At 71.1% G+C, this 21,978-nt stretch carries 18 protein-coding genes; 11 read left to right on the forward strand and 7 right to left on the reverse strand.

Annotated elements, in window-relative coordinates; translation table 11 throughout:
• Positions 1–6 precede the first annotated feature (6 nt).
• The gene (locus ACIBKX_RS17110; RefSeq protein WP_363272720.1) at positions 7–597 is read left to right on the forward strand and encodes a hypothetical protein; all 591 of its coding nucleotides are present in this window, start codon (positions 7–9) and stop codon (positions 595–597) included.
• A 9-nt stretch (positions 598–606) separates the two neighbouring features.
• Here the strand turns inward: ACIBKX_RS17110 and ACIBKX_RS17115 are convergent, their stop codons facing one another.
• Together ACIBKX_RS17115 and ACIBKX_RS17120 are read right to left on the reverse strand one after the other, a co-directional pair.
• Complete coding sequence (locus ACIBKX_RS17115) at positions 607–1,542, reverse strand: serine hydrolase (RefSeq protein WP_399375813.1); 936 nt, start codon at positions 1,540–1,542, stop codon at positions 607–609.
• Positions 1,539–2,411, reverse strand: a complete 873-nt coding sequence (locus ACIBKX_RS17120) for a LysR family transcriptional regulator (RefSeq protein ID WP_363272721.1) — start codon at positions 2,409–2,411, stop codon at positions 1,539–1,541. The genes ACIBKX_RS17115 and ACIBKX_RS17120 overlap by 4 nt, the downstream gene beginning before the upstream one ends.
• 148 nt (positions 2,412–2,559) lie before the next feature.
• Here ACIBKX_RS17120 and ACIBKX_RS17125 point away from each other — a divergent pair, with 148 nt between their 5' ends.
• A complete protein-coding gene (locus ACIBKX_RS17125; protein ID WP_363272722.1) occupies positions 2,560–4,218 on the forward strand; it encodes a penicillin-binding transpeptidase domain-containing protein in 1,659 nt (552 codons plus the stop codon).
• A 151-nt stretch (positions 4,219–4,369) separates the two neighbouring features.
• On the forward strand, positions 4,370–5,371 hold the full coding sequence (gene bla, locus ACIBKX_RS17130) for a class A beta-lactamase (RefSeq protein ID WP_363272723.1): 1,002 nt from the start codon (positions 4,370–4,372) through the stop codon (positions 5,369–5,371).
• Between the two features lie 285 nt (positions 5,372–5,656).
• Here bla and ACIBKX_RS17135 read toward each other — a convergent pair whose 3' ends face one another.
• Positions 5,657–6,478: an MBL fold metallo-hydrolase gene (locus ACIBKX_RS17135; RefSeq protein ID WP_363272724.1), complete on the reverse strand. Its 822-nt coding sequence runs from the start codon at positions 6,476–6,478 to the stop codon at positions 5,657–5,659.
• Positions 6,479–6,655: 177 nt separating this feature from the next.
• Here ACIBKX_RS17135 and ACIBKX_RS17140 point away from each other — a divergent pair, with 177 nt between their 5' ends.
• The 4 genes from ACIBKX_RS17140 to ACIBKX_RS17155 all read left to right on the forward strand — a co-directional run bounded on the left by ACIBKX_RS17140 (position 6,656) and on the right by ACIBKX_RS17155 (position 11,891).
• Positions 6,656–8,695 (forward strand): bifunctional aldolase/short-chain dehydrogenase, encoded by a 2,040-nt coding sequence (locus ACIBKX_RS17140; protein WP_363272725.1) that lies wholly within the window; start codon positions 6,656–6,658, stop codon positions 8,693–8,695.
• Positions 8,692–10,230 carry a rhamnulokinase family protein gene (locus ACIBKX_RS17145; RefSeq protein ID WP_363272726.1) on the forward strand — a complete coding sequence of 513 codons (1,539 nt, stop codon included), beginning with the start codon at positions 8,692–8,694 and terminating at the stop codon, positions 10,228–10,230. The genes ACIBKX_RS17140 and ACIBKX_RS17145 overlap by 4 nt, the downstream gene beginning before the upstream one ends.
• A 108-nt stretch (positions 10,231–10,338) precedes the next feature.
• Entirely contained in the window at positions 10,339–11,115 is a 777-nt protein-coding gene (locus ACIBKX_RS17150) for a GntR family transcriptional regulator (RefSeq protein WP_363272727.1), read from the forward strand.
• Entirely contained in the window at positions 11,112–11,891 is a 780-nt protein-coding gene (locus tag ACIBKX_RS17155; RefSeq protein WP_363272728.1) for a sulfite exporter TauE/SafE family protein, read from the forward strand. The genes ACIBKX_RS17150 and ACIBKX_RS17155 overlap by 4 nt, the downstream gene beginning before the upstream one ends.
• Before the next feature lie 342 nt (positions 11,892–12,233).
• Here the strand turns inward: ACIBKX_RS17155 and ACIBKX_RS17160 are convergent, their stop codons facing one another.
• Together ACIBKX_RS17160 and ACIBKX_RS17165 are read right to left on the reverse strand one after the other, a co-directional pair.
• Positions 12,234–13,214, reverse strand: a complete 981-nt coding sequence (locus tag ACIBKX_RS17160; protein ID WP_363272729.1) for a TerC family protein — start codon at positions 13,212–13,214, stop codon at positions 12,234–12,236.
• A 751-nt stretch (positions 13,215–13,965) separates the two neighbouring features.
• Positions 13,966–14,706, reverse strand: coding sequence for a hypothetical protein (locus ACIBKX_RS17165; RefSeq protein WP_363272731.1), 741 nt, complete (start codon positions 14,704–14,706; stop codon positions 13,966–13,968).
• Positions 14,707–14,782: 76 nt separating this feature from the next.
• Here ACIBKX_RS17165 and ACIBKX_RS17170 point away from each other — a divergent pair, with 76 nt between their 5' ends.
• On the forward strand, positions 14,783–15,682 hold the full coding sequence (locus tag ACIBKX_RS17170; protein WP_363272733.1) for a LysR family transcriptional regulator: 900 nt from the start codon (positions 14,783–14,785) through the stop codon (positions 15,680–15,682).
• Positions 15,683–15,792: 110 nt separating this feature from the next.
• Here ACIBKX_RS17170 and ACIBKX_RS17175 read toward each other — a convergent pair whose 3' ends face one another.
• Entirely contained in the window at positions 15,793–16,821 is a 1,029-nt protein-coding gene (locus ACIBKX_RS17175) for a chitinase (protein WP_363272846.1), read from the reverse strand.
• 238 nt (positions 16,822–17,059) lie between these two features.
• Between ACIBKX_RS17175 and ACIBKX_RS17180 the strand changes: the two genes are divergently transcribed.
• The 3 genes from ACIBKX_RS17180 (at position 17,060) to ACIBKX_RS17190 (ending at position 20,069) form a co-directional block, all read left to right on the forward strand.
• Positions 17,060–17,833 (forward strand): ankyrin repeat domain-containing protein, encoded by a 774-nt coding sequence (locus ACIBKX_RS17180; protein WP_363272734.1) that lies wholly within the window; start codon positions 17,060–17,062, stop codon positions 17,831–17,833.
• A 103-nt stretch (positions 17,834–17,936) separates the two neighbouring features.
• The gene (locus ACIBKX_RS17185) at positions 17,937–19,220 is read left to right on the forward strand and encodes a lipase family protein (protein ID WP_363272735.1); all 1,284 of its coding nucleotides are present in this window, start codon (positions 17,937–17,939) and stop codon (positions 19,218–19,220) included.
• 135 nt (positions 19,221–19,355) lie between these two features.
• A complete protein-coding gene (locus tag ACIBKX_RS17190) occupies positions 19,356–20,069 on the forward strand; it encodes a L,D-transpeptidase (protein ID WP_363272736.1) in 714 nt (237 codons plus the stop codon).
• A 47-nt stretch (positions 20,070–20,116) separates the two neighbouring features.
• On the opposite strand, the gene ACIBKX_RS17195 is transcribed toward ACIBKX_RS17190, so the two are convergent.
• Positions 20,117–21,964, reverse strand: a complete 1,848-nt coding sequence (locus ACIBKX_RS17195; protein WP_363272737.1) for a choice-of-anchor A family protein — start codon at positions 21,962–21,964, stop codon at positions 20,117–20,119.
• Positions 21,965–21,978: the final 14 nt, after the last annotated feature.

Below are 21,978 nucleotides of genomic sequence, written 5' to 3' on the forward strand. Positions count from 1 at the left end.
AGACATATGGGCCTCCTCGACGCGCTGCTCGGCCGGAGCAAGCCGGTCAAGCCCGATCTGGACCAGCTGTTCGGGCTGCCGTCGGCGGCGATCACGCTGCAGGCCGCCATCGGTTTCGCCCCGACGGGCGTGGGCGCGGTGTGCTTCGCCGCCATCGAGGGCGGTGCCTTCGCCCGCGTACGGCAGGAGGTGCGCGCGCTGCTGGACGCGGATCCCGAACGTGCCGGTGTGCCGGTCGAGTTCAGCCAGGACGGGTTCGGGTACGGCTGGCTGCTCTCCCGGCGTGCGGGCGACGGACTGCCGGCCCTGGTCAACGATCTGCACGCGGTGAACTCCGCGCTGCAGGACAACGGCTTCGGCCCTCAACTCCTGTGCTCGCTGGTCACGTTCCAGGACGCCGAGCTGCGCCCTCTCGCGCTGGTCTACCTCTACAAGCGGGGCACGTTCTATCCGTTCGCCCCGCGTCCGGGCCAGAAGCGCGACAACGCGCTGGAGCTCCAGGTCAGGGCGACGGTGAAGGACGATCTCCGGATCGAGCAGGACCTCGGCCGCTGGTTCGCGCTGTGGGGCGCGCCGGGTCTGCCGCAGGACGGGTGAGCGGCGGGCTCAGGTGCCCTGGCGGCCCCGCAGTTCCTCCACGGCCGTCCGGGCGGCGGCGCCGATCACCGCGTCGGCGCGCGGCAGTTTGTTGTCCGAGCGGGCGGCCTGGGTGAAGACCACGGCGGTGTAGGTGCTGCCGTCGGCGAGTTCGACCACGCCCGCTTCGTGGCGCATCGAGCCGAAGGTGCCGGTCTTGCCGTAGACGGTGACGTCGTCGTAGGGGAAACCGGAGGCCAGCCGGTGCTGCCACGGCTGGGCGCGCATCACGCCGCGCATGAACGCGCAGCGCTCTTCGGACGCGGCCTGCCCGGTCCAGATCGCGCGCAGCAGCCGCGCCATGTCCTCAGGCGTGGTGGACGCCTTGTACGCCGGGTCGTACACGCCCGGTGGCACCACGGTGTCGTTGTCCGCCACGTGCGCGAGGGCGGCGTCCAGCGAGCCCGCGCCCGTGTCGGCGAGCAGCCGGTCGAACGTACTGACGACGCCCCCGAGGACGTGGGTGTCGGGCATGCCCAGCTCCAGGCACATGGCGTCGACGACGTCCGGGCCGACCGCGCGGAGCACCGCGTCGGCCGAGGTGTTGTCGGAGATGGTCATCATCAGCACCACCATGTCGCGCAGTGACATGGTGACGGGGTCGCGCAGGATGGAGACGCCGGTCGGTCCGGGGACGCGCTCGTCGGGCTCCAGGGTCAGTCTGCGGCGCGGGTCGATGAGGCCCGCGTCCGCGAGCCGGCAGAAGGCGACCATCAGCGGCACCTTGTAGACCGACGCCATGGGGAGCCGTTCGCCGGGGTCGATGGTCACGCGGGCCTCGGGGCGGTGCAGTTCCGCCACGTGCAGCCAGCCGCGGACGCCCGCGTCGTCGAACATGCCGCGGATGACGCGCTCCACGCCGCTGCCGGGCCGCCTTCCGCCGCTCGCGGAACTCGCGGTGCTCACGGTGCCACCTCACGGGTCAGGGCGTCCTCGAGGATGCGCGCCGTCTCGGCGGTCTCCTTCGCTCCGGGGCGCCGCGGATCCCAGGCGACCCGCAGGCGCAGCGGAAGCGGCGGGTCCGCCGCGGCCCGCCGCTCAACGCCCGTGGCCGTCAGCGTGACGTCCGCGGTGACCAGGACCGCCTGGCCCGCCGCGACCAGGGCGAGTCCCGCGCGCTCGTCGGAGACCACCACGGTCTCCACCCGGCGGCCCCGGCTGGCCAGGGTGTCCACGAACAGGTCGTGGGCCGCGGGCGCCTCACCACGCGGCCGTACGGCGACGGGGAGCCGTGACGACAGCGCGTCCCCCGCGTCACCGCGTCCGCCGGGCGTGAGGATCCAGGTCGGCAGCAGGATCACCCGGCCCGCCGCGAGGCCGTGCAGCACGGAGGGATGACGGATGACGGCGATGTCGAGCCGCCCGGCCGCGACGTCCCCCAGGAGCGCGGCCGTCGGAGCCGTCACCATGCCGATCCGGGTCCGCTCCCCCGCCCGGACCGGCGCGGCGGCCACGTCGGCGGCGAGGGTCGTCGGCACTTCCGGCGCGAGGCCGAGCCGCAGCCGGCGGCCGTCGGCGTGCTCGCGCTCGCCGGTCTCGCGGAGTTCGGTGAGCGCGGCAAGGGCCCGGCGGGCGTGCGGGAGCAGCAGCGTCCCCTCCTCGGTGAGGGTCACTCCGCGCTCGCGGTCGAAGAGGCGCACGCCGAGCAGGGCCTCCAGCCTGCGCAGACCCTGTGAGAGTGGCGGCTGGGTGATGCCGACGCGCTGCGCCGCGGTCCCGAAATGCTCCTCCTCCGCCAGCGCGACAAAGATTTCGAGATGCCGTTCCGTGAGCACTCCACACCTCCTGACGTGCAGCGATACTGCTTGCGAATCACCGTGATGCCAAGAGCATATTCGACATGCCGGTCAGCGGCGGGTTTGACTCCGGTACGGGGGTCGGCCGGTCGAGCCGGGGCCGTCCCGACTCGAGACGGAGGGCACCTTGACGCATACCGACACCTGGAACGCTCCCGCCCCGCGCGGACGCTCGCGGCGCCGCCGGCCGGCCGTCCTCGTGGGCCTGCTCCTGGCCCTGCTCCTGGCGGGCGGTGGTTACGCCGTCTTCGCCCTGGGCGACGACGGCGACGAGGACCCTCAAGTGGCGGCCGCCCACAAGCCGTTGACGGCGTTCCTGGACGCGTGGGCCGGGCACGACGCGGCGAAGGCGGCGGGCCACACCGACACGCCCGACGGCGCCGAGTCGCTCCTCAAGTCGGTCCTGACCAACCTCAAGCCCGACAAGACCACCGTCACCGAGGGGCAGGGCGAGAAGGAGGGCGACGACGACGTGCGCTTCCCCTTCACCGTGTCCATGAAGGTGCCGGGTGCGGGCGACATCTCCTGGCGCTCGACGGCACGGGTGCTGCACGTGTCGGGGGCGTGGAAGGTCGAGTTCACCTCGCCGATGATCCATCCGGCGCTGCGGCCGGGCCAGACGCTCGCGCTCAAGGGCGGCAACGACCGGGGGAAGGTGCTCGACGCCAACGGCGATCCGCTCCAAGCGGACAGCCTCGTCGGCACCGTCGACCCCGTCAGCGGCAAGGGCGCATCGGGCCTTGAGGCCCGCTACGACGACGTACTCTCCGGTCTTTCCGGCGGCAAGAAGGCGAACAAGGCCCTGGTGGTCGCGGACCGGGAGAGCGGACGCGCCGTCAAGACCCTCACCAAGGCCGCGAAGGCCGAGGGCCGCCCCGTGCACACCACCGTCGACCCGCGTATCCAGAAGGCGGCGGCCAAGGCCCTGGACGGCGTCGAGCACAAGGCGGCCATCGTCGCCGTCGACCCGCGCAACGGCCACATCCTCGCCGCGGCCAACCGCCCCGGCGGCCTCAACCGCGCCCTCGAAGGCCGCTATCCGCCCGGCTCCGTCTTCAAGGTCATCACGGCGGCGGCCCTCCTCAAGGGCGGCACACGCCCCGACGACCCGGCGTCCTGCCCGAAGTTCGCCCGCGTGGACGGCCAACGTTTCGAGAACCAGGACCAGTTCGACCTGCCGGAGGGCTCGACCTTCGGCGACGTCTTCGCCCAGTCCTGCAACACCTACTTCGTCGAGGCCCGCGACCGGCTCTCCCCCACCGATCTGCGCGACACGGCCCGGGCGTTCGGCATCGGCGGCAGCTGGGACGTCGGCACGACCACGTACGACGGCAGTGTCCCCGTCACGACGAGCGACAACGACAAGGCCGCCGCGACCATCGGCCAGGCCCGCGTCCAGGCCTCGCCGCTGGTGATGGCGTCCGTCGCGGCCACCGTCAAGAGCGGCACCTTCGCCCAGCCGGTCCTGGTGCCGGACGCGGTGAAGAAGAAGCACGAGGCGCCGGTGGCGCTGGACGCCGGGGTGGCAGGGCGACTGCGCGAGCTGATGCGCGCGACCGTCACGGAAGGCTCCGCCCGCGCCCTGAAGGACCTGCCCGGACAGCCCCACGCGAAGACCGGCACCGCCGAGTTCGGCGCCGAGACCCCGCCGCGCACCCACGCCTGGATGATCGGCTACCAGGGCGACTCCGACCTCGCGTGGGCGGTGCTCCTGGAGGACGGCGGCTCCGGCGGCGCCGACGCGGGCCCGGTGGCGGCACGGTTCCTGCGCGGTCTGGCGGGCTGAGCGGCCGGCCGTCGCACAACAGAGGAAGGGCGGTCACAACACAGGTCCCACCGAACAGAAGCCGCCGCAGCACAGGTCCCACAGAACTGAGAGAGAAGCAGCCCGCGTACATCTGAACAGACCCGCATCCCCCACCAGCGAAGGCCACTTCATGAACCCCCTGCGCCCCCGCCCCTCCTCCGCCGCCACCCGCCGCACCGCCCTCGCCACCCTCGCCGGGCTCGCGGCGCTGCCCCTCACCGGATGCACGGACAGCCCGGACACCGCGTCCAGGACCAACTCCGACGGCCCGACCAAGTCCGACCGCTCGGCCAAGTCCGCCGCCGCCCCCTCCGCGTCGACGCGCACCGACCCCCGCACGAAGCGCGCCTTCGCGGAACTGGAGCGGAAGTTCGACGCGACGCTCGGGGTGTACGCGCTCGACACCGGCAGCGGCCGGACGGTCGTCCACCGGCCCGACGAACGGTTCGCCTACGCCTCCACCTGCAAGGCGCTGCTCGCCGGCGCCGTGCTGGACAAGAAGTCCCTGCGGCAGATGGACCGTCTGGTGCGCTACGACCGCGACGACATCATCCCCAACTCGCCGATCACCGAGCGGCATGTCGACTCCGGGATGACCCTGCGCGAACTGTGCGACGCCACCGTCCGGTACAGCGACAACGCGGCGGCCAACCTCCTCTTCCGCGAACTCGGCGGACCCCGGGGCCTGCAGGACGCGCTGCGCGGCCTCGGCGACCGGGTCACCCGGTGCGACCGGTACGAGGTCGCCCTCAGCAATGCCACTCCCGGCGACCTCCGCGACACCAGCACGCCCCGCGCCCTCGCGACCGATCTGCGCGCCTACGTCCTCGGCGACGCGCTCCCCTCCGAGAAGCGGGCGGTGCTGACGGACTGGCTCAAGCGCAACACCACCGGCGATGCCACCATTCGCGCCGGCGCCCCCAAGGGCTGGCAGGTCGGCGACAAGACGGGGACCGGCGGCTACGGCACGCGCAACGACATCGCCGTCGTCTGGCCTCCCGGCTCCGCCCCGATCACCATGGCCGTCCTCTCCCGCCGCGACACCAAGGACGCCGAACGCGACGACGCGCTCATCGCGGGAGCCGCGAAGGTCGCCCTCGGCTGGTTCCGCGACAACGGCGGGGCGGGCTAGGACGGGCTCTGGCCGGCGGTGAGCGGCGGGGCAGACGGGCGATCAACGTACGGAGCGTGGCGTGCGGTTGGCGGGGCACGGTGTCCAGAATGCCGTTGCCGCCGACGCCGCAGGTGATGCGGCCGGGGGTGGCGGGCAGCGTGCCGAGGCGTGGCAGCTGCCGTTCGAGCACGCCCGTCGCGACCGCGCCCGAGCGGGACAGGTTGACCACGCGCAAGGGCTGCCCGGTCCGGCAACGTGCTCAACCCGCAGAAAACGCGCTCAACCCGGAGAAGCCGTCCGCTCTCACCCGAAGCCCTTCTGGGCGAGGCCCTGGCGCTGCCCTTCGTCCACGTCGCTCACCCACTCCCAGCCGGGCTTGGCCGAGGGACCGATCCGCGGGTCATTGGGAGCGGCGTGGGCGTCGCGCAGGGAATGCACGTACGCCCGGTCCTGCCTGACCCTCGCACGCACCTCGTCCCCCGTGGCGACGGACCCGTGACCGGGGACGAGGACATCGACGTCGTCCGCCACACCTTCGAGCATCCGCAGCCCGACGAGGTAGTCCTCGACCGGGTCCGCGGTGTCCAGGTCGAGCATCGGAACCAGGACGTCGGAGAGCATGTCGCCGGCGACGAGAACGCCGCGCTCCTCGATCAGCAGCGCCGCGTGGCCCGGGGCGTGCGCGGGATGCTCGATGATCCGGACCCTGGGGCCGTCCCAGGGAATCTCCGCGGTGTCGGCGGGCAGCCCCGTAATGCGGCCGAACAGGTCGAGCGGTGTCTCGTCGGCGATTTCCGGCGGCAGCCCCTCGGCGACACGGGTCTCCCAGTCGGCGTTCGACAGGAGATCGCGCATGTACGCCGCACAGCGGGCCGTTCCGTAGCGAGGCACCGCGTCGCCGAGTTCGGCGTGCCAGAGCACGTGATCCCAGTCGGGATGCGTCGAGAAGCCTGCCGCCACAGGCTGGCCCACTTCACGAAGGTCGTCCGCGAGGCAGGCCATTTCGTCGCCGGTGATCCCGGCGTCCACGAGCAGCACGCCGCTCCCGCCCCGCACGACGACGGTGTTGTTCTGGAGCAGTGCGCTCTGGTGGATCAGCACACCTTCCGCGACCTGCTGGAGCATGGGGTTCCTCCCGCTTGTGGGCATACGCGACGGCTTGCCGCGACGGTAGCGGCTCCGAACGGGCCGGGCTACCACCACATTTCACTGAACGACGATTGACAACGCCGTGCCCGCGTACCCTAGTTTTGGGCTTGAATCGTTTCATGCGAGACCGAAGGAAGAGGAAGAAGCCGGACCATGGCACCCCACCCCCAGGCCTCCGCCCTGCTCGCGCGTTCGCACCGGCTGGGCTCCGATCCCCGCAACACCAACTACGCCGGTGGCAACGCGTCCGCCAAGGGCACCGACACCGATCCCGTCACCGGCGGTGATGTCGAGCTGATGTGGGTCAAGGGGTCGGGCGGCGACCTCGGCACCCTCACCGAGACGGGACTTGCCGCGCTCCGGCTCGACCGGCTGCGGGCGCTCGCCGACGTGTATCCGGGGGTGGAGCGCGAGGACGAGATGGTCACCGCGCTCGACTACTGCCTGCACGGCAGGGGCGGCGCCGCCCCGTCGATCGACACCGCCATGCACGGCCTCGTCGACGCCCCGCACGTCGACCATCTGCACCCCGACTCCGGCATCGCGCTCGCCTGCGCCGCCGACGGCGAGAAGCTGACCGCCGAGTGCTTCGGCGACACGGTGGTGTGGGTGCCGTGGCGGCGGCCCGGCTTCCAACTGGGCCTGGACATAGCCGAGTTCAAGCGGGCCAACCCGCGGGCCATCGGCTGCGTTCTGGGCGGTCACGGCATCACCGCTTGGGGCGACACGTCCGAGGAGTGCGAGCGGAACTCGCTGCACATCATCCGCACCGCGGAGGAGTTCCTCGCGGAGCGCGGGAAGGCCGAGCCGTTCGGGCCCGCGATCGAGGGGTACGAACCGCTGCCCGAGACCGGACGCAGGGAGCGGGCCGCCGCACTGGCGCCCCACGTCCGCGCACTCGCCTCCCAAGACGCCCCGCAGATCGGGCACTTCGACGACTCCGCACCCGTCCTGGAGTTCCTGTCGCGAGCCGGGCATCCGCGCCTCTCCGCGCTCGGGACGTCCTGCCCGGACCATTTCCTGCGGACGAAGGTACGGCCACTCGTCCTTGACCTGCCGCCGACCGCCCCGCTGGAAGCGGCGCTCGCGCGACTGACCGAACTGCACACCGCGTACCGCGAGGAGTACGCCGCCTACTACGAGCGCCACGCCGAGCCCGACTCCCCCGCCCTGCGCGGCGCCGACCCGGCGATCGTCCTGATCCCCGGCGTCGGCATGTTCAGCTTCGGCAAGGACAAGCAGACGGCACGCGTGGCATCCGAGTTCTACATCAACGCGATCAACGTGATGCGGGGCGCGGAGGCCGTGTCGACGTACGCGCCGATCGAGGAGTCGGAGAAGTTCCGCATCGAGTACTGGGCGTTGGAGGAGGACAAGTTGCGGCGGATGCCGCCACCGAAGCCGCTGGCGACGCGGGTCGCGCTGGTGACGGGTGCGGGCAGCGGCATCGGCAGGGCGATCGCGCACCGGCTCGTCGCCGAGGGCGCGTGTGTCGTGGTGGCCGACCTCGACGCGGTCAACGCATCAGCCGTAGCAGAGGAGTTGGGCGGGCCGGACCGGGCCATCGCCGTCACCGTCGATGTCACGTCCGAGGAGCGGATCGCTGAGGGCTTCAAGGCAGCGGTGCTCGCCTTCGGCGGAGTGGACCTGGTCGTCAACAACGCCGGTATCTCCATCTCCAAGCCGCTGCTGGAGACTTCGGCCCGCGACTGGGACCTCCAGCACGACATCATGGCCCGCGGCTCCTTCCTCGTGTCGCGGGAGGCGGCGCGCGTGATGATCGCACAGGGCCTCGGCGGCGACATCGTCTACATCACCTCCAAGAACGCCGTCTTCGCGGGCCCCAACAACATCGCGTACTCCGCGACGAAGGCCGACCAGTCGCACCAAGTACGGCTCCTTGCAGCCGAATTGGGTGAGCACGGCATTCGGGTGAACGGCGTCAATCCGGACGGCGTGGTCCGCGGCTCCGGCATTTTCGCGGGCGGCTGGGGAGCGCAACGGGCCGCCGTGTACGGGGTGGAGGAGGGGAAGCTGGGCGAGTTCTACGCACAGCGGACGCTCCTCAAGCGCGAGGTGCTGCCCGAGCATGTCGCGAACGCGGTCTTCGCGCTGACGGGCGGCGAGCTGACCCACACCACCGGGCTGCACATCCCGGTCGACGCCGGCGTCGCCGCCGCGTTCCTGCGATGAGCGGCGGCGTGATGTCGTACGCCGCGGTCGACTTGGGCGCCTCCAGCGGGCGCGTCATGGTCGGCCGCGTCGGCCCCGGCACACTGGAGCTGACGGAGGCGCACCGGTTCGCGAACCGGCCGGTGCGGGTGCCGGAGGGGCTGCGCTGGGACATCCTCGGGCTGTACGCCGGGATGCTGGACGGAATCCGCGCGGCGGGCGCCCTGTGCGGCGGGCGGCTCGACTCCGTCGGCATCGACAGCTGGGCCGTCGACTACGGCCTGCTCGACGCGGACGGCGCGCTGCTGGGCAACCCGGTGCACTACCGCGACGCCCGCACGGACGGGATCGCCGAGAAGGTGTGGGCGTCGATGCCCGCCACGGAGCTGTATGCGGCGACGGGCATCCAGTACGCACCGTTCAACACGCTGTACCAGCTGGCGGCAGCGCGTACCACCGCCCAACTCGCCTCCGCCAGCAGCCTGTTGCTCATTCCCGACCTGCTCTCCTACTGGCTGACGGGCGAGCAGGGCACGGAGCTGACCAACGCCTCGACGACCCAGCTCATCGACCCGCGCACCCGCGACTGGTCGCAGGAGGTGGCGGCGCGCGTGGGCATCGACCTCGCTCTCTTCCCTCCGCTACGGCTCCCCGGCGCCCCGGCGGGCCTGCTGCGACCCGAGCTACTGGCCGAGACAGGCCTGACCGGACCCGTGCCGGTGACGACGGTCGGCTCGCACGACACCGCGTCGGCGGTGGCCGCCGTGCCCGCCACGGGCGAGCGGTTCGCGTACATCTGCACGGGCACCTGGTCACTGGCCGGCCTGGAGCTGGACGCCCCGGTACTCACGGAGGCGAGCCGCGCCGCGAACTTCACGAACGAACTGGGCCTCGACGGCACGGTCCGCTATCTGCGCAACATCATGGGCCTGTGGCTCCTCCAGGAATGCGTACGTTCCTGGGGCGACCCCGACTTGAGTACGTTGCTGCGGAACGCCGCCGAGGTGCCCGCGCTGCGGTCGGTGGTGGACGCGGGCGACGCGGCGTTCCTCGCGCCGGGCCGGATGCCGGAGCGGATCGCGGAGGCCTGCCGCGCATCGGGCCAGCCCGAGCCCCGCACCCCCGCCGAGATCACGCGCTGCATCGTCGACTCCCTGGCGCTGGCCCACCGCCGGGCGGTCGAGGAGGCCCAGCGGCTCGCCGATCACCCCGTGGACGTCGTCCACATCGTCGGCGGCGGCACCCGCAACGCCCTGCTCTGCCAACTCACCGCCGACGCCTGCGGCCTGCCCGTGGTGGCGGGCCCCACAGAGGCAGCCGCGCTCGGCAACATCCTCGTACAGGCACGGGCGCAGGGCTTGGTCGCCGGCCGAGCGGAGATGCGGGACGTGCTGTCCCGCACCCAGCGGCTGACCCGGTACGAACCGAGGGGCGACGCGGGGCGCTGGGGCCAGGCTGCGGCCCGGCTCACCCGGACACCCCGCCCGGCGTTGCCGCCTTCCGGCTCCAGAAACCCCCAGGTCAGGCAAGTACCCAGCTCAGGCCGGGTGGCGTAACTCCGGCGTAATCGCCCGGAGGTAGCGTCGCCGCCGTTGCAGAGTCGGCCGGGGATCCCCAGAGCGAGAACGCGGGGGAAGCCATGGACAGGGACAACGCGGGAAGTCATGGACAGGGACGAGTACGAGCACAGACGCGGGAGCGCCCGGCGCCACGTCTCCTCCAGCCCGCGGGGGCAGCGCGCCCGGCGGCTCGCGGACACGCTGCGCCGGCAGATCGTCAGCGGCGCCTTCGACCACGGGCGCCTGCCCGACGAGGAATCCTTGATGCGCGACCTCGACGGCTCGCGCAACGCGGTGCGCGAGGCGCTCGGCCTGCTGCGGGACGAAGGCCTGATCTCCCGCACACGTGGCGTCGGCACGCGCATCGTCCGCGCGAAGCTCGGCCATGGCCTCGACCGCTTGACGGGGCTGGCCGAAACCCTGGGCGGGTACGGGGAGATCCGCAACGAGGTCCGCGTCGCACGCCTTGTGCCTCGCCCTCCTCCGAGCGTCCTTGAGCGGCTTCGGCTACCCGCCACCAGCGCGGCGGTCGAGCTGGAACGGCTGCGCTCGCTCGACGGCGAACCCCTCTCCGTCGACACGACATGGCTGGCTCCGGACATCGGTCGGCCGCTGCTCGACCAGCCCCTGGCCAGCCGTGACGTCTTCGGTCTCATCGAGGAAGTCACCGGCGGTCCCCTGGGCCACGCGGAGGTGACCGTGCATGCCATCACGGCCGACGCCGACACCGCCGCCCTCCTCGGCGTTCCGACCGGCGCTCCCCTGTTCGCGATCGACCGGCTGACGCACCTGCCGGACGGCCGGCCGATCGACGCCGAGTCCCTCCGTATCCGCGCCGACCGGCTCACGCTGAGCGCGGTCCTGCATCGGGGGCCTCGATGAACTGGGCGGCGCACGCCGACGTCTGGACCGCGGTGGCACTCGCGTTCTTCGGGCTGGCAGGCGGCATCGGCATCGCGGCGATCGGACCGGGCGGGGTCCTGCCCACCATCGGCATGTTCCTCCTGACCGGCCTCTCTCCCGCGAGTGTCGCGGGCACCGCCATCACCACGCACATCGCCACCGGCGCCCTCGGCACCGCGGTCTACGTGCGTTCGGGCCAGCTGCGCGATCCCCTGACCCGCACCCTCGCCCGGCGGCTCGCGGGCGCGGCACTGGTCGGCACACCGGTGGGGGTCGTGCTCAACAGCGCCGTCAGCGGTCGTACGTTCGGTGTGCTCCTGGCGCTCGCGGTGGCCGCCGCCGGCCTGCTCGTCTGGGTGCGCGATCGCCGCTCCGACGCCACCGGGGCGAGCACGGCCTCCCTCGCCACCGGACCGGCCGTCCTGCTGGGGGCCACCGTGGCCGTCGTCGCGGGCCTGTTCGGGCTTGGCGGTCCCATGCTGAGCGTGCCGCTCCTCGTCTCCTGCGGCGTACCCCTCCTGTCCTCACTCGCCGCCGCCCAGGCCCAGTCGGTGGTGATCGCCGCTGTCGGCACCATCGGCTACGTGACGAACGGAAACGTCGACTGGCCGCTCGCGGCACTGGTCGGGATTCCGGAACTGGCCGGTGTGCTGATCGGCTGGCGCATCGCCCACGCGATCCCGACCCGCCGCCTCAAGGCCATCCTGGTCGCCGCCCTGCTCCTCCTCGCGCCGTACCTCGCCTTCCACTCCTGAGCACGTCGCGGCCATACGAGCCTCCGGGCTCTCTCCTGGAACAGACGGGTTAGGTATTGAATCCGCCGTCACGCGTGTGCGTGGGGTTCGGGCCTGTGGCGTGGCGCCGGGACGTACTCGGAACACTTGGCGTTGTGGCATGCCCCCGGGCCCCACACCGGCACATAGACACCGAGCGTCTTATGGCGCTTCACCTCGGCAGTGACCGGCTGCTTGCACTCCGGGCACACAAATGAATCGACACCTTGCTCTTTCTTGACCATTTTTTTACGGTATGCCCAGATTTGGGAAATGGGTAGTGGAAGAGCGTGCCTCGCAGGCGGGCTTCACACACCGGTGCCGCTATCCGTCCCCGTCCGGCCCGGACTCCTGCGATCTGCCGCCTGGAGGGCCGACGGGCCTGGTCAGACTGAGGATGATCGATCCGGCCAGTACGACGACGATCACAGCCAGACTGACGAGTGAGGGCACCTCGGGGACGCTGCTGCTGATGACCTTGTGTGATGCCTGAAGGATGAGCTTGACGCCGATGAAGGACAGGATGATCGCGAGACCCGTGTTCAGGTAGTGGAAGCGGTCAAGGAGCCCGGCGAGCATGAAGTAGAGGGCTCGCAGTCCCAAGATGGCGAAGGCGTTGCTGGTGTAGACGATGAACGCGTCGTCACTGACGGCCAGGACGGCCGGGACACTGTCGACGGCGAAGATCAGGTCGGCCGCCTCGATGGCCGCGACCACCGCAAGCAGTGGAGTGGCCATGCGCTTGCCGGCCTCCGTGACGAAGAACCTCGCCCCGGCGTACTCGTCCCCCACAGGAATGATCTTGCGGAGCATCCGAACGGCGAAGCTCTTGCCGGGGTCGAAGGTCTCCTCCTCGTCCTTGAGGAGCTTGTAGGTGCTGTAGAAGAGGATCGCGGCGAACGCGAAGAGAACGGCCGTGAAGCGACTGACCACGGCCACGCCGAGGGACAGGAAGATCCCGCGGAAGACCAGCGCGCCGATGACGCCGAAGAACAGGACCCGGTGCTGATAGGCGCGCGGAACCCTGAAGTACGCGAAGATCACGGCGAAGACGAAGAGGTTGTCGACGGAGAGGCTCTTCTCCAGCAGCCACGCGGTCGTGTACTCGGTTCCCGCCGTTGTGCCGAGGACAAGGAAGATCACGGCGCCGAAGGTCAGCGCCAGGCCCACCCACAAGCCGCTCCAGGCGGCGGCTTCCTTGAAGCCGATGACGTGCGCGCTGCGATGGGCCAGCAGATCGACCGCCAGCGACACCACGACGGTCGTGGCGAACGCTCCCCACAGCCACAGCGGTACGTCGAGCACGGCAGGTCACCTTCACCCGGGCAGGCGCAAACGCACCGGGCCTCTCACCCAAGTCTCGTGCATTCCCGTGCCGGGCGCAGCGGTGAGGCCCCCACCCCGATGAACGGCGGGGTGGGGGCCTCACCCCCGAACCGAGCGGCAGGCGCCTACCTGTCGATCTCCTGAAGGGGTACTCGTCGCAGTCCTCTCCGGGGTTCGTGCCGCCGGGAAGGCCCGTGTCCTTGTAGAGGTCCTTGTAGCGGCCGGTCTTAAAGCACGCTCCATTCTTGTGGTACAGCTTTTCGTTGTACGCGGTCTTGTGCAGCTTCGCGGTGATCCGGTGCAGCCCGGGGGCGTTGTCATTGCCGGGCTGGTACTGGCCGGGGAACTTCTTGTCCCGCGGCGCAGGGACGCCCGGGGCGGCCAGCAGCGGGTACGTCGAGTAGCGGGTACGTCGAGTTCGGGTTCGAGAACGCCAGGTCCAGGTGTTCGGCCACCCCGTCGTGCGCCGACCCGCGGCCATGGTTGGGGTCGGCGAACGCGGCTGTCACGGGGGCGAGGGTCAGACACCATCCCTCGCCGAACATGTCGGTGAGGTCGATCAAGGCATGCTCCCTAGCGGTGGGAACCCCGCCTTCCAGGGGCCGGGGCCGTGCGGGCAAGTGCCTGCCCGCACGGCCGCCGTGTCGCAGACGCCGCGAAACCGCCGGACCGGCACTGGCCGACGCACTCTGCGCCGACGTGCGAAACCTCGCCGCCCTCATCCGGCAACTCAGCTCATCCGTACGGAGTCCTTGGCGGCATGTTCGACCGCGGCGGAAGCCAGTGCCCGGATGATCGGGTGGGGGCGGGTGCCGTCTCCCGCGAGTTCGGGCTGGAACAGGGTGGCCAGGAAGAAGGGGTGGTCCGGCAGCTCGGCCATCCGTACGTCGCCCGCCTCGTCGGCCCCGCTGAAGCGCAGTCCGTGCGCACGCAGGACATCGAGGTAGTCCGGACTGGGGCCGAACGAGCAGTGATAGCGCTCGGTTGTCCGCTCGGCTCCCATGATGCGCTCCGCCAGCGAGCCCCTGTCGATGTCGACCACGCCTTCGTGGCCGACCAGGGAGCACGCCAGCGGGACGAACAGCAGGTCGTCCGCTTCCGGTTGGTTCTCCGCGTGATGGACGCCACGAAGCCCGCACACGTTGCGCGCGAACTCCAGGACCGCGTGCTGGAAGCCGCCACAGGTGCCCAGAAACGGGATGCCCCGCTCACGCGCGGTGCGAGCCGCCGCGATCGCCCCGGCTTCGCTGCGATACGGGCTGCCGGGCACCACCCAGATCGCATCGAAGCCGTCGAGGGCCCCGTCGGGTTCTGCGTCCGGGGTCGGGATCCAGTACGCGTCCAGGACCAACTGGTCGCGCTGGGCCAGTGCGTCGAGGAGAGCGGGGATGCGGGCGTGGGCCCGGACGCTGGGCGAGCGGTCGCCCACCAGCGCGACGCGGGCCGTCGGGAAGTTCAAGGGTTCGGGCATGTGGACAGCCTGCCCCGGTAACCGAGTTCAGCGCCAACGATGATTCATCACCATTCCATTAGCGATACTGATGGGCATGGATCCGCACCTCCTTCGTACGTTCGTGGCCGTGTGCCGCTGCGGTTCGTTCTCCGAGGCGGCCCGCGAACTGGGCTACACGCAGTCGGCGGTCTCCCAGCACATCGCCGCGCTCGAAGGCGACCTCGGGGCGGCCCTCCTGCTGCGGCGCCCGGTCACCCCGACGGACGTCGGCGTCCGCCTGCTGGAGCACGCCGGGCCGCTGCTGCTGCGGTTGGACGCCGCCCGCGCAGATATCGCGCGCCTGACCGCGGCACCCGCCGCCCGCACCGTCATCGGGGCCTCACCGCTGGCCTTGAGCCCGCGGTTCGGCCGGACGCTCGCCGGCCTGCGCCGGTCGCAGCCCCGCTTGGAGGTGACGGTGCGCGTCCTTGGCCGCGAGGCCATCGCGCGCGAGGTCGCGACCGCGACCGTGGACCTCGGCCTGGTCGACGGCATCGCCGCGCCCAACGACCCGCTCCACCTCGTCGACGTCGGCCCGCTCACCGCGACGGCCGTCGCGGAACAGCCCCTGGCCGTGGCACTCCCCGCCCGGCACCCGCTGGCCCGCCGCGCCGGTCTGCGCCTGGCCGACCTCGCCGACGCCCGATGGATCGACGCACCCGACACCGCCGTCTCGCTCAACCAGTTGCGCACCGCCAGCGGCTCCGACGGCTACCACGGGGCCGTGCGTTACGAAGGAACCGACATACGCGGACTCATCGCTCTCATCACTGCGGGACACGGGCTCGCACTTCTCCCCCAGCCCGCGATCGAGGACCTCCCCGACCTCAGCGCGGTCCCCCTGACCGCACCCCGGCTGGTACACCGCACCGAGGCCCTGCACAGCCCCACCCTGGACGGTCCGCCCACGCTCCTCGCGGCAGCCCTCACCGCGGCCACCCCGGAAGTCTCGTGACGGAGCCCTTCCGGTGTCCGCCCAGGAGGCGGGCGAGGCGGTGACCGCCGGGGTGCGGGCCTTCCTCCGCGTCTACGGACCGGGGTCTTGACCTGCGCGAGCGACCCGCGCTACGGAAGCCCCTTCACATTGTCCCCGAAGGTCCACCCCTTCGACCCGTCCCAGTTGATGGACCACGTCATCAGGCCCTTCAGCGCCCCGTTGTAGTGGTTCCATGCCTGTGTCACGAGGTTCGGGGCCATGTAGCCGCCGCCCGCGCCCGGTTGGGCGGGCAGGCCCGGGACCTGTTTGTCGTAGGGGACCTTGATCGTGGTGCCCTGGATGACCAGGCCCTTGTTGAGGCAGTCCGTCTGGGCGGTGAATCCCTCGACGGTTCCGGCGGAGTAGGAGTCGCCGGAGCAGCCGTACATGCTGCCGTTGTAGTACTGCATGTTCAGCCACCAGAGGCGGCCGTTGTCGGCGTACTTCTTCACGATGGGGAGGTAGGCGCCCCAGATGGAGCCGTACGTCACGCTGCCTCCGGTGACGTACGCGGTCTCGGGGGCCATCGTCAGGCCGAAGTTCGAGGGCATCTGAGCCAGTACGCCGTCGATGATGCGGATCAGGTTGGACTGCGAGGCGGAGAGCTTGGTGATGTCGCCGCTGCCGACCAGGCCGGTCTCGATGTCGATGTCTATGCCGTCGAAGTTGTACTTCTTGAGGATCGGCACCACCGTCTCGACGAACCGGTCGGCGACCGTGCTCGAACTGAGGTCGATGCCCGCCGTCGCGCCCCCGATCGACATCAGGATCGTGGCGCCGTCCGCCTTCGCCTGACACATCTCGGCGGGCGTCGCGACCTTCACCGTCGAGTCCATGCCGTCCTCCCACAGGACGGTTCCGTCGGAGCGGATGACGGGGAAGGCCGCGTTGATCACGTTGTAGCCGTGCTCGCGGATGCGGCTGTCGGTGATCGGGGTCCAACCGAACGGCGGGTGCACGCCGTTGGCCGCGCCGTCCCAGTTCTCCCAGTAGCCCTGGAGCACCTTGCCCGCGGGTTTCGACTTGACCGCGCAGGTCTCGTCCTGGGTGGTGGCGCGGGCAGCGCCGCCTGCGGTGTCCTGCGACGCACCCGGCGCCGCGCCGATCAGCGTGGCCATGGCGCAGACCGCCGTCAGGCCGATCGCGAGCAGCCGGGACGGCGCGCGGCGCGGGGAGAGGGGTCTTGACGGGGTTCGGGGTGTCACGCTGACCTCCTGGACTGTGGTGCCTGGAGACGTACGTGGGGCGATGCGCCACACCGTAAAGTGGTCCAGACCTTCCGTCAATAGGTCTGGACCAGGATGGCGGCGGGATGATGGGAACGACCGCGTCATCGAGCAGGAGGCCTACCACCTCATGAACCAGCTCAACCCACGACACCCGCTTGACCTCGACAGCCGGGATCCGCTCGCCGTCGCCGTGACCGACGCGATCCGGACCGGTGATCTCCCAGCCCTGCACCGGCTCCTGACCGATCATCAGGGTCTCGCCGCAGGCACCGTCACCACCGAAGGTCCCGCCTCCGCCGGCGGGCGCAGTCTGCTGCACGTCGCGACCGACTGGCCCGGCCACTACCCGCAGGCCACCGCCGTCATCGCCGCCCTCGTCGCGGCGGGCGCCGACCCCGACGCCCGCTTCATCGGCGCCCACACCGAGACGCCGCTGCACTGGGCGGCCAGCAACAACGACGTCATCGCCCTGGACGCCCTGGTCGACGCGGGCGCCGACATCGAGGCGTCCGGCGCCGTCATCGGCGGCGGCACGCCCCTCGCCGACGCCCGCGGCTTCGGCCAGTGGCGCGCGGCGCACCGGCTGCTGGAACTCGGGGCCCGCGCGGACCTCCAGGACGCGGCCACCCTCGGACTGCTCGACCGGGTCGAGGCCTTCCTCGCCACACCCGAGCCACCGTCCCCGCCGGCCGTCACCAGCGCCTTCTGGGGCGCCTGCCACGGGGGTCAACTCGACGCCGCTCAGCGCCTGTTGAAGGCCGGCGCCGATCTCGACTGGATCGGCTACGACGACATGACACCCCTGGACATCGCCCGCGCCCAGGACGCCGGCGACGTCGTACGGTGGCTCACCGACCAAGGCGCCAAGACACGGGCCGAGTCGGGCGACACACGGCGATAGCGAGACGGCCATAGACGGCTTGTGACATCTATGGCTCTCTTACTGACGGGTCAGTACGGTGCTGCCCAACCCCCCTTCCCCACAGGAGAGTTGGGAGAGCCGCATGATGTCAGCCTCACGCAGACGGCCGGTCGCCGCGGGCGCCGTTCTCGCCGTCGCGGTGCTCGGGCTCCCCGGATCCGCCGCCGCACAGAGCGCGAACGCGCCGGCCGGCGCCCCGGACGCCACCCCCGCGACAACACAGAGCACGGCGAAGAGCCCGGAGAAGAAGCCGGGAAAGAAGCCCGCCAAGAAGGCCAAGAAGCCCAAGAAGAAGACCCCCGGCGAGATCCTCGCCTCCGAGCCGTCCTCGTTCCAGTACACGCCCGGCGCCCCCACCCCCACCAAGGCCTGGAAGATCTCCTACCGTTCGACCTCCGCCGACGGGCGGTCCAACGCCGTCTCCGGTACCGTCATCGTCCCCGACGACGGCAAGACCACCCCGCGCCCCCTGATCACGTACGCCGTCGGCACCGTCGGCCTCGGCGACAAGTGCGCGCCGTCCGCCGGATTCCCGGGCGGTACGACGGCGGAGGCGCCCCTCGTCAACGCCGCGCTGGTGCGCGGCTACGCCGTCGTCGTCACCGACTACGAAGGCCTCGGCACGCCCGGCGACCACACCTACATGGTCGCCAGGGCTCAGGGCAGCGCCGTACTGGACGCGGCGCGTGCGGCCCAGCGGCACCCGGAGGCCGCGAAGTACGGCATCACTCCGGACGCGCCCGTCGGGATCATGGGCTATTCGCAGGGCGGCGGCGCCAGCGCGAAGGCCGCCGAGATGGCCGCGACGTACGCCCCCGAACTGAAGGTCAAGGGGACGGCGAGCGGCGGTGTTCCCGCCGATCTCACCAAGGTCGCCGACTCGCTGGAGGGCGGGGACAGCGCCGGCTATCTGCTGATGTCGGCGGTCGGCCTGAACGCCGCCCAGCCACCCCTGTCGCTCGACAAGTACCTCAACGACGAGGGCCGCAAGCTCGCCGACGTCGTACGCAACGAGTGCGTCGGCACGGCCCTGGAGGCCGGGCGCGGCAAGAAGATCGAGGACGTCACCACGTCCAACCCGCTGGACCAGCCGGACTGGCGGCAGGCCATCGCCGACCAGTTGATCGGCACCGTACGGCCTTCCGCGCCGACGTTCGTGTACCACGGGGACGCGGACGAGACGATTCCGTACGCGGTCGGGCAGCAGTTGCGGGCCGACTGGTGCGCGAAGGGGAACGCCGTGGAGTGGAAGTCCTTCCCCGGGCAGTCCCACGTTGGCACGGCGATCCAGGGCAACGGCCCGGCCCTCGAATGGCTCGGCCGCCGCTTCGCCGATGAACCCACATCGGGCAACTGCGGCACCTGAGCCGACGGCCCGCGCGCTCCTCCCTTCCTCCGCCGCAGACAGACAGCAGCGGAGGAGGGGATGGGGAGCACGCCGTCGCAGTCGTTCGCCTGAACAGTCCCGTCTAGACAGGGAATATGTGGCAAATGTGACTATATGATCCGACGCATCCAGCCTCAGCCTCTCTCCCTTCGTACGTTCCTGCTGAGCGCAACCGCCACTGCCACAGCCATCGCCCTGCTCACCTCCCCGGCAGCCGCCGCCTCCACCCGCCCCGAAGCTCCCTGCACCGCGGGCACCGCCCCCTACCAGCGGCAGCTGGAGCGGGAGTTGCGGCGCCCGGTCGACGGAGTGCAGTCCCCCGAGGACTGCGCGGCCATCCGAAATCTGCAACGGCGGCTCGGGGTGAAGCCCGCCGACGGGCGTGCGTCGCTACGGACGTACCGCGTCCTCGTCGCCGACCAGGCACGGCGTAACCCCGCGGCACGCAAGGCCTGCCCGGCCAGGGCGTACCGGGTGGTGTGCGCGGATCTCACCCGGCAGATCCTCTGGGTGCAGGTGAAGCGGCGGCTCGTCTTCGACCCGGTGCCGATGCGCAGCGGCCGGGACGGTCTGGAGACGCGGCGCGGCTGGCACCGGATCTACTGGAAGCACCGGGACCACTTCTCGACGATCTACGACGTGCCGATGCCGTACGCCCAGTTCTTCAACGGCGGCCAGGCGCTGCACGGCACCCGGCACGACCTCTACTCCTCCGGCTCCGGCGGCTGCGTCAATCTGACGGTGGCGGACGCGAAGCGGCTGTACGGGCTGCTGCGCAAGGGCGATCGCGTCTACGTGTGGGGCACGAAGCCGGGCACCGCCGGCTGACAGCAGGTCAGCCGGCGGCGCCCGGAACGGTTCGGTTCAGTCCGGGGTCAGCGCTTGCCGCCCTTGCCCTTGCCTCCCTCGTCACGGTCGTTCTTGAGCCTGGCCGTGACACCGGCGGTGGCGTTGCCCTCGGTCAGCCGGTACGGGCCGGTGACGGGAGGCTTGGGCAGCCGGTAGCCGTCCGGGACCGCGGTCTCCCTGAGGTAGTAGGTGCCGAGCTCCTGGTCGGGGAAGTCGCAGCGGCCCCGGCTGTCCGTGGAACAGCCCTGTCCCTTACGGGTGTCCGGCGTCGCGCCGCCCGTCTGCAGTCCGGCACGGCCGTTCGTCTCACGCCACAGCTCGAACACGGCCCCGGCGAGCGGGCGGCCGTTGTCCCGGTCCGTCTTGACGACGTGGATGTCGCCCTGGGGATCTTCGCCGTTGTCGTCCTCCTTCGTGTTGTTCGCGGTGACCGTGACGCCACCGCTCGCGTTGGCCTCGGTCAGCACGAGCGGTCCGAAGGACGCCGGGGAGGGCAGTTCGTACCCGTCCGGCGCCTCGGTCTCCACCCAGTAGTAGGTGCCGACCGGCACGGCGCGGCCGCACTCGCCCTCGGCGTCCGTGGTGCACGCGTCACCGATCTGCGTGTCGGCGTCGGCTCCCGAGGTCTGCACACCGGCGGCGCCGTTGGTCTCGCGCCAGAGCTGGAACTCGGCGCCCGGCAGCACCGTGCCGTCCTCCTGGTCCCTCTTGACGACGGTCACCCTGCCGATGACGGTGGGCGCGTTCCAGCACTCGGGCAGGTCGCCGACGAAGGGGTAGCTGTGGAACTCCTGGCCGCCACCGCCGCTCGCCGAGCTGGTGTGGAGGATCGAACCCGCCGTGAAGAAGCGTCCGTTGACGCCCGGCACACTGATCGTCGCGTTCGACGCGTTCTGCCCGATCAGTACGCTGCCCTGGAACTGGCCGGTGCCCTTGATCTCCACACCCGTGGCGTCGGGGAAGTTCCACAGCAGGCGTTCCCTCAGCGCGTTGAACGGGTCCGTCGCGTCGTCGATGCCGCCGCTGTAGGTGTTGATGACCGGCTGGTCGCCGAGCACGTTGACGAGGACCGTGGCGCCGTCCGGGATGTTCTCGAACCGGATGCCTTCCTGACCGCCGCTCGCGCTCTGCATGTCGAAGTCGACGTTGAAGACCTGCAGCGCCGATGTGCCGTCGCCGGTGAACACCGTCTCGCCGCCCGCGTGCACGGCGGTCCCCGTCGGTGCGCGCGTGCCGCCGTCGCCGTGCGCGTAGCACTGGCTGGCCGTGGTGAGCTGAGCGCGCAACGCCCTGTACGGGTCGACCGCGTCGGGGTCCTCGTCCACTTCCTGGGCGAGGATCGTGCCGCTCGTCGTACCCGCGTGGCGTACGACGCCCTGCTCGGCCAGGAGTCGCTCGCCCCCCGCAACGGTGACGTCACCGCCGGTCGTCAGCCAGTCGGAGCCGATGGACGGCGTGACGCGGGAGCCGACTCCTGCCTCGCCGATGTTGTAGATGGCGCTGGCCCCTGCCGCCTTGTCCTGGTCGAAGTCACCGAGGACGACCACGCGGCCCTCGGCCTCGGCGGCGCTTCCGCGGACGAGGAAGTCACCGCCGGCGAAGATGTTGATCGCGTCGTCGCGGTACTGGATGCCCTGGTTGTTGACCTCTGGGTACGGCCCCGGAGGGCAGTTGCCCGGTACGCACGGGCCGAGTCCGCCCGGCAGCGGCGCCGCCATGACCTTCCCGGCCGCCGCGGGTCCCCCTGCCGAGGGACCGCCCGTCGACGCCAGGGCGTTCCCCGCCGGGAACAGGGGGACGGACGCGGCGGCGAACGCACAGCTCACGGTGGTCAGCAGGCGTCCGGCGCGGGACGTGTGGAACAGTCCGAGCATGTCGATAACCAGCT

Origin of the sequence: Streptomyces sp. NPDC050658 (assembly GCF_044457025.1) — a bacterium.
Classification (GTDB): Bacteria; Actinomycetota; Actinomycetes; order Streptomycetales; family Streptomycetaceae; genus Streptomyces.